The organism is Paenarthrobacter sp. NPDC090517 (assembly GCF_044769165.1).
GTDB lineage: Bacteria > Actinomycetota > Actinomycetes > Actinomycetales > Micrococcaceae > Arthrobacter.
Genome location: NZ_JBIVXN010000007.1, coordinates 112543 through 124268, shown reverse-complemented (window position 1 = coordinate 124268; position 11726 = coordinate 112543). Strand labels below are relative to the sequence as shown.

The following is an 11726-nucleotide window of genomic DNA, read 5'->3' as shown; positions in this document are numbered from 1 at the left end:
CTTTCCGGCGGTGGTGTGGTGGCGAAGGTCAGTTGTTCAGGAAGTCGACGAATCCGGTCACGGAATCTACTAGTCCTTTGGGGCTGAGGGTGATCTGGCCACCCGCACCCAGTCCCAGTTCGGCGGTGAGCTTGGCTCCCGCACCCAGAGTGAGCCCGTCTTCATCCACGGAAGCCGTAAAGAAGTGCCCCTCACCCGCTCCGGCGGCCACCGTCGCGTTGAATGTTAGTGTTTGGCCCAGGACTTCGACATACCGGCTCCCTGTCAGCTCCGCACCCGCTCCTGCGCTGAACGCAGTGCCTGAGACATCGCGGCCCTTGACGCTGATTTCGCCTTCACCGGCGCTGGCCCAGGCCCCGGCGCGGAATTCTCCACCTTGCCCCAAGGTGAACAGCCCACCAGCGAACTCGGTCTTGTTGTCCACGGTGAGTTTTTGACCCGCGAAGCCCTCACCACCAGCCGAAAACAGAAAGGGGCTGCTCGCGTTGGCGTGTGCGCTCGCCTCGACTCCAGTCATTGCACGCGTCGTGGAGGTGTTGCTGACCCAGCCGTCAAAGAAGTCGGATCGTATGGTGGTGACGTTTTCCGCGCCAGCGAATGCTTCACCGTTAACGTGGGCATTGGGAAGTCCGAGTCCGAATGGCACACTGGCCTCGAACTCGCCGTCGGCGCGGACGCCGACGAACGTTTCGTTGGTGACAGTTGTCGTGCCGGGCCCGAACCCGGTCTCGGCCTCCCAGGTCATGCGACCTCCGGTGGACGCCTCACCGGATCCTCCGAACGCAATGCCGCCGGGACCAACGGAGCCGTGGGTTTCGCCCGCTGCTTGACTGTCGATTGAACCGCTGCCTTCAACGGTGACGGGGCCGTAGCTGGTGGGATCAAAACTAAACCCTGGCGCCTCAGGAGTGCTCTTTCCCTGCCCCGTGGAAGGTCCCCCTTTGAGCCTTCCTCCGGGACTGCCCGAGGACGCTTGTTCCTGCTGCTCGGCGTTGATTTTCAGGGCGCGGGCGTTGGTTCGCAGGCAAGCAGCTGCTGCTCCCAATCGTCCATGGAGATCGCTCTGCCACCGGCTTCGGAACTGGTCGGCATCATTTCCCCGCCATAGGTTGCCGTTCTGAATCAGCGTATTGAGCTGTTGTTGAAGCTTGGTGATCTTCTCCGCCTCGGAGTCCATCACTGCCGAAAGTCGTCGGAGATCTCCGACGTCCGCGCCCACCAATCCCTGTCCCACTAGGTGCCCAACCCCATTACGTATCCCCTGACGTAGTGATATTCGATCGCCGGGCGTCCAAGGGCCGAGCGTTTCCCGAGCATAGTTGGCCACAGCGGACGCGGCCATGGGGACATCTAACCAGTGTGGATAAAGAGCAGCATGCCGAGACCTGAAAAAGAATTTCGGACAATGCGTAACCTCACCGGCGCCGCGAACGATGTAAGGGGAGTGCGGGCCACGTCTGCACGCTGATCATCCGGTCGCGACCCAACCGCGGCCGGGGCAATCCCAAAAATGTTTGTCGGAGGGTTTCATGTCCTTGTTCACTATCCTTGCCACCAGCAAAGTCGCCGCGGGCGTCTTGGCTGCCGGAGCCGTAGCTGCCGGCGGAACCGGCGTAGCTGCCTTCAATGGTGCGCTTCCCACCGGAATCCAGCAGACCGCGCATGACCTCGTTGGCGCACCGGCCCCTGTTGCTGAGAAGGCCGCAGAAGCAGCCGAGTCCGCCGAAACCGCCAAGACCAAGGCTACTGACGCCGTCGAGACCGCGCAGGCAACTGCAACCGAGGCTGCTGAAGCCGGCCAGGCCAAGGCCGGCAACGCCGTGTCAGATGCCAAAGCAACGGTAGAAGACGCCACGTCCCCGGAGGCGTTCGGCCTCTGCACCGCGCTCCTCAATGGCGGCCTGAAGTCTGACGCCAAGGTCCCCGGCTTCGAGTCCTTGACTATTGCTGCCGGCGGCGAAGCCAAGGTGGAGGCGCACTGCGAGGCGGTGGTGGAGGCGGGCAAGGCTGCCGGCCTGAAGGCTGCCGGCTCGGTGAAGGCAGAGGCCGACGTCGACGCTGCCGTGACGTCCGAACTGCCGGCAACTCCTGCCGTCCCCGCTGTTCCCGCCGCTCCTGCAGCGCCCGCTGTGCCGGGAGTTCCCGCCGTTCCCGCTACACCCGCTGTCCCCGCAGTGCCTGCCGTCCCTGCGACGCCTGAGCTGCCGGAACAGGTTCCCAGCGACGTTCCGTCTGCACCCCTCGATTCTGTCCGCTAAGAAAGCAGCGGTTACGGTTTAAGGGCGGGGCTCCTTGGCTTAGGACAAGGAGCCCCGCTACGTAGTGTGTGGGACGGAGGCATCCACGGGTGCTTGACCCTTTGGCTGATGAATATGTGCAGGCGGATCAGGACGATCCCGCCCTGCTCTTCACGGCTGCCTACAATAACTTCGCCGGACCGGTGTTTGGCTACCTCCGGGCACGGGGCGTGGACGACCCGGAGGCCGTGACGCAGGACGTCTTCCTCGCGCTGTATCCGAAGCTGGAAACGCTCCACGGCGGGCTGCCAGGGGCAAAAACCCTGTTGTTCTCCATCGCGCATGCGCGGATGGTGGATCACTATCGCAAACGCGAACGAACGCCCGACTCGACCCCCTACGAACCGGACCTGGACGTGCGGCGGTCGCCATCGGCCGAAGACCAGGCCTTCGGACGGGTTGCAGGCCTGGGCGTCACTGAAATTTTGGACGACCTCCCCGACGATTATCGGGAGGTCCTGGCCCTCCGGGTCGTCGCTGACGTGTCTGTGGAAGATGCGGCGGCGATCATGGGCAAGTCCCAGGGAGCCGTCAAACAGCTACAACGCAGGGCATTGAGTGCACTGAAGAAGCGTGCATTACTAAGGAACGGCACATCATGAGCGAACAACTTACGCCTCCCGGGCGTCATGACCAGCAGGCAATCGACCACCTGTTGGCCGACGCCGGCCTCACAGGCGACGCCGATCTCCGCACTGAACTCCTCGAGCTCCGTTCACTGGCCAACACTGCCCCCTTGCCGTCCGACGCAGTCCGCGCGCTCATGGTCAGCAGCGCGGCCGCAAGCGCCCAGCAGCACGCCGCCACCCAGCAGGCCGCCGCCACCCAGCAGGCCGCCGCCACCCAGCAGATCGCGACGGCGGACGGTCCGGTCGCGTCGTCCGGTGCGCCCACTGAGGTGTTCGCCACGGTTGCTGCGGAACCTGCTCCTGCGCACGACCTGCCTGCCAACGACCCGCCTGCCAACGACCCGCCTGCCAACGACCCGCCTGCCAACGACCCGCCTGTTGACGAACTTGCCGCCCGGCGTCGGAAGAAGCGCCGGACGGCCATCGCAGGCCTCGCCGTAGTTATCTCCTTGGCTGGCGGAGCCACCGCTGCAGTCGCTTCCGAGGGCGGCCTGCCGGGCGCTTTCCAGCATCTCGGATCAGCAATCGGTTCGGTGGTATCGCAACTAAACCCCGGTTCCGGCAGCGCTCCCCAGCCCGACAGCCCCGCCGGTACCACGCCCGAGCCGTTGCCTGTCCGGGATGAGCCTCAGCAAGCTCCTGCCACGGTCAAACCCCAGCCAGCACCTGCCGCGCCGGTCAGTCCTGCCGTTCCTGTTCCTGGGCCACAGCCCGGTGGAGCGTCGCCGCACACGCCCAAGGTGCCATCGCATAAGGAGCCCGGCAATGGCGTCATTCCCACGCCGCCGGAGTTGCCGGTGACCCCACGGGAGATCGATCCCTCCAAGATTGATCCCTCAAAGCCCGGCCCCTCGGGCGTACCCGCCCCGGTTCCCTCGGAGCTGATCCCGTCCCTCCCCGGAAAGCCCTGATCTCCAGACCCAAACGTCCCCGCGAGTTGGCACTTAATGACAATGTTTGGCGCCAGCATTGGGATTAAGTGCCAACTCGGCGCGGGTTAAACCACGACGGCGGGGTGCGGCTTCGCGTGGAAGCTGCACCCCGCCGTCGAGCGTTGAAGCTACGCGGAGACCAGCGTGTGCCAGTCGTTGACGAGGGGCAGGTTGTGCGCCTCGGAAACGGAGTGGTGTGCCACGTGGCCGGCGGCGATGTTGAGGCCGGCAGCCAGGGCGGGGTCGCGGTCGAACGCGGCCTTGACGCCCAGATTGGCCAGTGCCACAGCGTAGCGCAGGGTGACGTTGGTCAGTGCGTATGTGGACGTGTTCGGAACAGCGCCAGGCATGTTGGCAACGCAGTAGAAGATCGAGTTGTGGACCTTGTACGTCGGTTCCTGGTGGGTGGTGGGGTGCGTGTCTTCGAAGCAGCCGCCCTGGTCAACAGCGATGTCCACCAAAACCGAGCCGGGCTTCATGCGGGCAACGAGGTCGTTGGTGACCAGCTTGGGAGCCTTCGCGCCGGGAATAAGGACGGAGCCGATCACGAGATCCGCGTCGATAACTGACTTCTCGATCTCGTAGGCGTTGGAGGCAACGGTCTTCAGTCGGCCCTGGTAGAGGGCATCGAGTTCGCGCAGCCGGTTGATGTTGATGTCCATGATGGTGACATCAGCACCGAGGCCCAGCGCCATGGCGGCAGCGTTGGTTCCCGCAACGCCGGCACCGAGGACAACAACCTTGGCCGGGCGCACGCCCGGTACGCCGCCCAGGAGGACGCCCTTGCCGCCCGCGGGTGCCATCAGCGAGGAAGCGCCGACCACTACGGAAAGGCGGCCTGCGACCTCGGACATGGGGGCGAGCAGCGGAAGGGTGCGGCCTTCCTGCACGGTTTCGTAAGCGATGGCCGTGACGCCGGAGTTGATGAGCTCGGCGGTGAGCTCGGGCTCTGCGGCGAGGTGCAGGTAGGTGAAGAGGATGAGGCCCTTGCGGAAGCGGTGGTACTCGGCCGCGATGGGTTCCTTGACCTTCATGACCATGTCCGCCCGGGCCCAGACGTCATCTGCCTCGTTGACGATTTCGGCGCCGGCGATCGAGTACTCTTCGTCGGTGATGCCCGAGCCGAGGCCTGCGCCGCGCTCAACCAGAACGGTGTGACCGTGGGTGCGGAACTCGTGGACGCCGGCGGCCGTGATGGCTACGCGGAACTCGTTGTTCTTGATTTCTTTGGGGACACCGATGATCATCTGTGGGCTCCATCGTTAGCGGCCACTTCGGCCGAAAAATGTGTTGCGGGCTGTGATTCCAGAATAAATCCGGCTGTGAGGCAGGCGACATGGATGCGAAGCCGCCCGCCTACGCAACCCCTGCAAATTCAAGGATCTTGCGCCAGGGCGCTCGACATTTGTCGAGTACTGAAGCGTCAAGTGTCGCCTGCTGTTGGTACGCTTTCCAGATGCAGCAGGACGTGGAACAGATCGTTGAACGCGTGGCCTCGAAGCTGGGCCGCGGACTGTCCCTGGAAGATCTCGACGGCGTTCTTCTCGCCTATAGCTCCAACCAGTCCCACGCCGATCGCGTTCGTGTGAACTTCCTCCTCAGCAAGCGGGTCCCCAGCGACGTCAGCGCCTGGCAGCTCGCCCATGGCATCGCCACGGCCGTGCGTCCCGTCGTAGTTCCCGCCAACGACGAACTGGGCATGCTGGGCCGCGTCTGCGTGCCACTTTTGGTCCGGGGTTTCCGCGTGGGGTACTTGTGGGTGCAACTGGACCTTGAAGAACAGAGTCCGACGGCGATACTCGCCGAATTGCCCGGCGTGCGGGACGAGCTGGACCTGTTGGCGGGTTTGCTCCTTGATTCCAATACGGCCGAATCGGAGTTCCGGCGCAGGCGTGAGCAGGAGTTCCTGTCAGCGTGCGGCGGGGAATCGAACGCTGTGGCCGCCGTCGCAGGTTGGAAGGAAATACAGGGGCGCGGTCCATGGCAGTTGGTGACCATACTCGACCCGGATGGTGCGAGGTCCGACGTCGATCCCATTGCCGCTACTTTGACGCATCGATCAGCGGCGCTGCAGTCCACTATCGGCGTCAACGCTGCACTGTTCAGCGCAGGAACGGAGACACATTCGGTGGTCCTGTTCCGCGAGTCGGGCGGCCGGGCGGACCATGCCCAGGTGTTGGTGCATTATCAACTGGAGCTTGCGAAGCGCGCTGGCCGCAAGGTGGACAGGGTGATTCTGGGCATCAGTGAACCCTTCCAAGTCATCCGGCAGCTATCGGGCGCTTACCGTCAATCGAAGGTTGCTGCGCAGGCGGCCGCCGTGGACCTCCCACTAGGTGAGCTCGTGGACAGCCGGACCGTTGGTGTCTATCAACTTTTCGATCGTCTGGTGGCACCCGGCGGCTGGGATGACACAGGATCGGTGCATTTTCAGGCCCTTGAGGACCAGGACAAAAACGGCGAACTCCTGCCTGTCCTGGAACTGCTCTATGACAATGACGGCTCGGTGCAGGACGTTGCCGCCAAACTTCACCTCCACCGGAGCAGCATCTACAACCGGCTCGGCCGGATCCGCCAACTCATCGGTGCTGATCCGTTGAGTGGCGCGATCCGGCTCGAGCTACATGCGGCCCTGAAGGCGCGGCGCTGGGCGGGGCGGCCGCGGATCTGAAGGTTTCTAGAAAGGTGAAGAACCGTCAGCCTTGACTGCCAACACAGGTCGATCCGCTTGCATCAGGATCCGCTGGGCGTGGCTGCCCAGGATGAATTTTCCAACTTGGGTGCGATGGCGCAGGCCGATGACGATCAAGGAAGCGTTGGCCTCGCGGGCAACGTCGAGGAATTCGTCGGCGAGGTCGTCCTTGTAAGGGGGCTGAATGACACTGGCAGTCACCCCGGCGTCCGAGGCGCGCTTGGCCGCTTTTTCCAAGACATCGTCCGGAGCCACTGACTTGTCTACCAGCGACCCTTGCCTCGCAGAGTTGACGATCACCAACTCTTCGTTGCGGAGCTTGGCCTCTGCAATGCCTGCCGTGAGGGCTGCCTCTCCTGCCGGGGTAGGGACAAATCCAACGATGATGCTCATACCTTCTCCTTGATGTCGGTGGTGACGGCTGTGGTGATGAATTTGCGTTTGGTGACTGCTGTGCGGATCACCGGCAGCAATGCCACCACGACGAAGACAACCAGCAGTGTCGCTGAGATCGGGCGGCCAAAGAACCCGAGCGGGTCTCCGCCGAATACCAGCAGTGATCGGCGCATGGAGCTTTCCAGCAGTTCACCAAGTACGAACGCCAGCACAAGCGGACCGGGTTCGAAGCCGAACTTCTTCATCAAGTAGCCCACTACTCCGAAGACCACCACGAGGGTGACATCGAACATGCTGTTGTTGATGGTGTAGGCACCCAGCAGGGTAATGAGGGCGGTTACCGGAGCCAGGATCGCTGCGCGGACGCGGAGGATTTTCACGAAGATCCCCACCAACGGCAGGCTCATGATCAGCAGCAGGATGTTGCCGATGTACATGGAGTTCACCACGCCCCAGAACAGCTCCGGGTCTTGTTCCACCAGCTGGGGACCTGGTGTAACGCCTTGGATGAGCAACGCCCCGAACATGAGAGCCATGGTGGCGTTCGCTGGAATGCCGAGGGTCAGCAGCGGAATGAAAGAGGAGGTCGCCGCTGCGTTGTTTGCTGTTTCCGGTCCTGCTACGCCCTCAGGCGCGCCTTTGCCGAAGCGTTCGGGTTGCTTGGCCCGCTTCTTTTCCATTGCATACGAGGCCATGGATGCGATGGTGGCTCCGCCGCCGGGGAGGATGCCAAGGAAGAAGCCCAGGACTGAGCCGCGGCCGATCGCCCCGGAGGCTTGCTTGAGGTCCTTCCGAGAGGGCCAGACGTTCGCTACTTTGGAGGGTGCCTTGGCTGCCCGGTGGCGTTCCTCGAGGTTGTACAGTATTTCCCCGAGGCCAAAGATGCCCATGGCGATGGGGACGAAGTCGATGCCGTCGGCGAGCGGCGTCTTCTTCCTCCTCGACGCCAGGATTCAGGACGCCAAGTGGCTCACTCCTGCCGAGAAGACCGCCCTGTCACAGGCAATCGCTGACGAGGACGCCCAGCACACCCAAGGCGCCAGTGGGAAGGTCAACCGCTGGAAGATGCTCCTGAATCCGCAGATTCTCCTGCTTTGCGGAATCTATTTCTCCGTGCAGCTATCCATCTACGCCAACACGTTCTGGCTGCCCACCATCGTGAAGCAGATCCCGGGAACTACCGACCTCAGCGTCGGCTTCCTCTCTGCCATTCCTTGGGTTTGCGCCGTCTTCGCCATGTACTTCGCAGCGAAGCTGCAGGACAAAGCCAAGTCCAAGCGGCCCTTGTTGGTGGTCGCCCTGCTGATTGCCGCCGTCGGGACCTTCGCCGCGGCCATTGCTACTCCCGTGCTTGCGTTGGTGTTTCTGGCCGTGGCGGCCATGGGTTTCAAGAGTGCGTCTCCGCTGTTCTGGACCATTCCCCAGTCGGGTCTTCACCCCGCGGTGCTGGCACCGGCCATCGCTATCATCAACTCACTGGGTAACCTGGGCGGCTTTGTAGCCCCCTTCAGTTTCGGAATTATCAAGGAGCAGACCGGCAGCGTCATCCCGGGACTGTTTGCCTTGGCCGTGGCGTCCACCCTCGCTGCAGGTCTGGTGTACTTCCTCAGGGAGCGCAAGGCTCCCCAGCAGGAAACCGGCAGCGTGAGCGAGGTTCGGTCGGCGGACAAAGTGCGCACCAACGCCTAGGTTTACCGAGGAATCACAGAGGGCAGGCACCCGGCCGGGTGCCTGCCCTCTGTGTTTTAAGGGTTGTGCATTTGCTTACGAGCGCCGCAACCGCTGGCAGCTCCAACGTCCCATCCGGCGACGGAAGGCGGCAGTCCGGCTGCTGCTGCAGTAACGGCTATGCCACCCCACATGCGCTGAGGTGCGGGGCAGGCGGGTGCTCAACCGAGTACCTTTTGGGCTGCATCCAGAATGTCCTGAAGCGCAGATTCGCTGGGCTGGGGTGCCGGGGCGGCCTGTGGCTTGCCCGGCCGCGGCTTGGACGTCGGGGTCGCAGTTTCCGTGGGCGTGGGCGTCGGGGTCGGCGTGGGTGTGACCGTCGGCGTTGGGGAGGTTGTGGGCGTCGGTGTAGTGGGCGGTGTGGTCACCGTGTCCGACGGCACCTCGCTCGGCGCGGGGGCCGGCTGCGTGGGGACCGGGCTTGTCACCCCGGGGACGGCCGGGACTGAGGAGGGGACAGCCGACGGAACCCATACCGGGTCTGCGAGGGATACCTTCGGGGTCGGAGCCGACGACGGCGACCCGGCCGTAGGTGCCTCCGCCAATGTCGCGGGCTTGCCGGCTTCCGAGGACGCTGTGGCAACTGACGAGACTGATGGCGACGACGCTGATGAAGCGGAAGCCGTGGAATACGAGGCACTGGGCGCGGGGGATGCGGAGCCCGAGTTCCTGGCGCCACCGCTTGCTTCCTGCGCAGGGGTTTCCTGGCCGAAGAACGGAAGCTCGAGGGCTTGCCCCAAGGTCCCGGCCGTCAGCACAAGTCCAAGCGCACCGGCAACCACGGCCATGCGCTGGCTCATGTGCTTGACCGACGCTGCTTTCCGAAGGGCGGAGTGGGGTTCGCGGCCGAGTGAGGACGTGGATCCCAAACTGGACCTGGTTGGAGAGGGTGTGGCTGCCTGCTTGCGAACATCCTTGCGGCTTGCCAGTGATGCCGACGCCGTTGCAGCGGCAGCGACCTGCGCGGGGGACTTGCCCCGAGGCGACTCCGTGCGGGGAGACTCGGCTGCCCCGGTTGTGCTCGTGGATTCTTCGTGGGCAGACACCACCGGAATGGCCGTCGTAGCGGGTTCCGGCGTTGATGGCTGAACCACTGGAATGGCTGCGGTTGTGGGTTCCCGGGCGCTGAACTCCTGCGAATCCGGCTCCACGCCAGTTGGTGGCGCACTTGCCTGGGGCACATTCGCCGGGGCCACGATGGGGATTGCCGCGGTAGGGGGTCCCGGTGTGGTCGACCTCCGGGCCGCTGGCTGCACAGTAGGTATCGCGGCAGTAGCGGGTTCCGCCTGCTCGGACAGCTCTGGGGCCGGCTCTGGGGCCGAAGCCTCAGGCGCAATCACGGCAAGGGCCGCCCGCTCCCGCTCGGCCGCACGAATTTCCGCACGAGTGGCAGGCACCGCCGCGGTGGGGATGGCTGCAGTGGCGGATTCCGGCGTCGTGCCTGTGTTGGTCGCGCCAGTGTCATCTGGGTTTCCGGTGGGGAATCCGCTGGGTTGGGCCCGACGGCGTCCGGTTGGCTTGGTGCGCTCGCCTTCAGAATGGGCGCGGCGCGGCTGATCCATGGTTGGCGACATGGTGGTTGCCTCTCAACGCCTTCGAGGTTAGCTGTCGGGTTCGGACGAGGCCGTCCGGCCGCCTAAGCGGCTTCACCCCGAGGACTTGGATTCCAAGCCCGGGAACTGTGGGTCCCCCGCCTCTGCCGCGGGTCTGGCGGATCCCGGATTGCGGCAGAGCTCGGCGTCAATCCGGAAGCGGCCCAGCGGAGATACGGGTCGCCCTACGACGGTACATGAGCTGGAAAGTAAAGTCACATTAATGTAACGGGCGGTAGGCCTGCCCAAGCGAGGCGGTTCTATGACTTAGGCTTCGGGGCCGGCGCGGGAACTCCGAGCACTGCGGCCAACACGAGCAAGATATCCATGGCCTAACACTAGCTTCGCGGTGCACTGGCAGGTAGACATTGTCTATGGACCTGCCTGTGATGCCACCCGTCTCGCCCATGCTCGCCAAATCCGTCCCGGCCATCCCTGATGTTGGGCACTACGAACCCAAGTGGGATGGATTCCGGACCATCGTCTTCAAGGATGGCGACGAGATCATCCTGGGTAGCCGCAACGAGAAGCCAATGACCCGCTACTTCCCCGAAGTGGTGGAGGCTCTCAGGAAGAACCTGCCGGACAAATGCGTAATCGACGGCGAGATCGTCCTGATCGAGGGCAAGAGGCTCGAATTCGAGGTACTCCAGCAAAGGATCCATCCCGCCGACAGCCGCGTAAGGATGCTCGCCGAGAAGACTCCGGCTTCCATGATTGCGTTCGACATCCTGGCGCTTGGCGACGAGAACCTCATGGACAAGCCGTTCGCCGAGCGCCGTGCCATCCTGGAACGCGCGCTCGCCAAGGCCGAGCCACCTGTCTACGTGACCCCCGCAGTGACGGATCTCGAGGGGGCGCAGGAATGGTTCGTGCAGTTGGAGGGTGCAGGACTGGACGGCGTCCTGTCCAAGCCGCTGACCGGGACCTATCAGCCCAACAAGCGCGTGATGTTCAAAACCAAACACGAGCGCACAGCGGATTGTGTGGTGGCCGGATTCCGATGGCACAAGACCGCGAAGGTTGTTGGCTCGATGCTGCTCGGCCTTCATGATGACACTGGCCGCCTGCATCATGTGGGAGTGGTGGCGTCTTTCCCCATGGCCCGGAGGGAGGCCCTTGTGGCCGAGCTTGAGCCGTATCAAGTCGAACTCAGCGAGCATCCCTGGGGTGAGTGGGCCAACCAGGACGAAGCTGCCGGGGGTTCACGCATGCCCGGCGCCCAGAGCCGGTGGAGCGGGGGCAAAGATTTCTCGTTCGTGCCACTGCGTCCCGAGCTTGTGATCGAAGTGGCGTACGACTACATGGAAGGCGACAGGTTCCGGCACACTACGCAGTTCCGCAGGTGGCGGCCGGACAGGACCCCCGAGAGCTGCACCTACTCCCAGCTTGAAGAACCCGCTGAATACGATCTCGGGGAAATCCTGAAGCTGCCGAACACCTAGGACGCTGCCAACCCG

At 63.9% G+C, this 11726-nt stretch carries 10 protein-coding genes, 1 pseudogene and 1 riboswitch; of the genes and pseudogenes, 7 read left to right on the top strand and 4 right to left on the bottom strand.

The window, feature by feature from the left end:
* Nucleotides 1-28: 28 nt before the first annotated feature.
* Nucleotides 29-1234, bottom strand: coding sequence for a WXG100 family type VII secretion target (locus ACIQTW_RS18905; RefSeq protein WP_402940149.1), 1206 nt, complete (start codon nt 1232-1234; stop codon nt 29-31).
* Between the two features lie 295 nt (nt 1235-1529).
* On the opposite strand from ACIQTW_RS18905, the gene ACIQTW_RS18900 reads away from it, so the two are divergent.
* The 3 genes from ACIQTW_RS18900 (at nt 1530) to ACIQTW_RS18890 (ending at nt 3837) form a co-directional block, all read left to right on the top strand.
* Complete coding sequence (locus ACIQTW_RS18900) at nt 1530-2258, top strand: hypothetical protein (protein ID WP_402940146.1); 729 nt, start codon at nt 1530-1532, stop codon at nt 2256-2258.
* An 89-nt stretch (nt 2259-2347) separates the two neighbouring features.
* Nucleotides 2348-2899, top strand: coding sequence for an RNA polymerase sigma factor (locus ACIQTW_RS18895; protein WP_402940144.1), 552 nt, complete (start codon nt 2348-2350; stop codon nt 2897-2899).
* Nucleotides 2896-3837: a hypothetical protein gene (locus tag ACIQTW_RS18890; protein ID WP_402940141.1), complete on the top strand. Its 942-nt coding sequence runs from the start codon at nt 2896-2898 to the stop codon at nt 3835-3837. The genes ACIQTW_RS18895 and ACIQTW_RS18890 overlap by 4 nt, the downstream gene beginning before the upstream one ends.
* Nucleotides 3838-3986: 149 nt before the next feature.
* On the opposite strand, the gene ald is transcribed toward ACIQTW_RS18890, so the two are convergent.
* Entirely contained in the window at nt 3987-5105 is a 1119-nt protein-coding gene (ald, locus tag ACIQTW_RS18885) for an alanine dehydrogenase (protein ID WP_011776472.1), read from the bottom strand.
* A 209-nt stretch (nt 5106-5314) separates the two neighbouring features.
* On the opposite strand from ald, the gene ACIQTW_RS18880 reads away from it, so the two are divergent.
* Nucleotides 5315-6529, top strand: a complete 1215-nt coding sequence (locus ACIQTW_RS18880) for a PucR family transcriptional regulator (protein WP_402940138.1) — start codon at nt 5315-5317, stop codon at nt 6527-6529.
* 6 nt (nt 6530-6535) lie between these two features.
* Here ACIQTW_RS18880 and ACIQTW_RS18875 read toward each other — a convergent pair whose 3' ends face one another.
* Together ACIQTW_RS18875 and ACIQTW_RS18870 are read right to left on the bottom strand one after the other, a co-directional pair.
* Nucleotides 6536-6943: a universal stress protein gene (locus tag ACIQTW_RS18875; RefSeq protein WP_402940136.1), complete on the bottom strand. Its 408-nt coding sequence runs from the start codon at nt 6941-6943 to the stop codon at nt 6536-6538.
* Nucleotides 6940-7869: pseudogene (locus tag ACIQTW_RS18870) on the bottom strand (tripartite tricarboxylate transporter permease); the annotation flags it as partial. The pseudogene ACIQTW_RS18870 and the gene ACIQTW_RS18875, both read right to left, overlap by 4 nt.
* On the opposite strand from ACIQTW_RS18870, the gene ACIQTW_RS18865 reads away from it, so the two are divergent.
* From ACIQTW_RS18865 to ACIQTW_RS18855, 3 genes are all read left to right on the top strand, one after another.
* On the top strand, nt 7829-8635 hold the full coding sequence (locus ACIQTW_RS18865; RefSeq protein ID WP_402940133.1) for an MFS transporter: 807 nt from the start codon (nt 7829-7831) through the stop codon (nt 8633-8635). The pseudogene ACIQTW_RS18870 and the gene ACIQTW_RS18865 sit on opposite strands and share 41 nt — an antisense overlap.
* Nucleotides 8636-8917: 282 nt before the next feature.
* The gene (locus ACIQTW_RS18860; protein WP_402940130.1) at nt 8918-9763 is read left to right on the top strand and encodes a hypothetical protein; all 846 of its coding nucleotides are present in this window, start codon (nt 8918-8920) and stop codon (nt 9761-9763) included.
* Between the two features lie 487 nt (nt 9764-10250).
* A riboswitch (cyclic di-AMP (ydaO/yuaA leader) is annotated at nt 10251-10397 on the bottom strand.
* Between the two features lie 243 nt (nt 10398-10640).
* A complete protein-coding gene (locus ACIQTW_RS18855; protein WP_402940127.1) occupies nt 10641-11711 on the top strand; it encodes an ATP-dependent DNA ligase in 1071 nt (356 codons plus the stop codon).
* The last annotated feature ends 15 nt before the right edge of the window (nt 11712-11726 follow it).

Bases quoted from the DNA above. Each gene is read 5' to 3' on its own strand.
- ACIQTW_RS18880 (WP_402940138.1), top strand. From the start codon at position 5,315: ATGCAGCAGGACGTGGAACAGATCGTTGAACGCGTGGCCTCGAAGCTG.
- ACIQTW_RS18865 (WP_402940133.1), top strand. From the start codon at position 7,829: ATGCCCATGGCGATGGGGACGAAGTCGATGCCGTCGGCGAGCGGCGTC.
- ACIQTW_RS18890 (WP_402940141.1), top strand. From the start codon at position 2,896: ATGAGCGAACAACTTACGCCTCCCGGGCGTCATGACCAGCAGGCAATC.
- ald (WP_011776472.1), bottom strand. From the start codon at position 5,105: ATGATCATCGGTGTCCCCAAAGAAATCAAGAACAACGAGTTCCGCGTA.
- ACIQTW_RS18875 (WP_402940136.1), bottom strand. From the start codon at position 6,943: ATGAGCATCATCGTTGGATTTGTCCCTACCCCGGCAGGAGAGGCAGCC.
- ACIQTW_RS18900 (WP_402940146.1), top strand. From the start codon at position 1,530: ATGTCCTTGTTCACTATCCTTGCCACCAGCAAAGTCGCCGCGGGCGTC.
- ACIQTW_RS18855 (WP_402940127.1), top strand. From the start codon at position 10,641: ATGGACCTGCCTGTGATGCCACCCGTCTCGCCCATGCTCGCCAAATCC.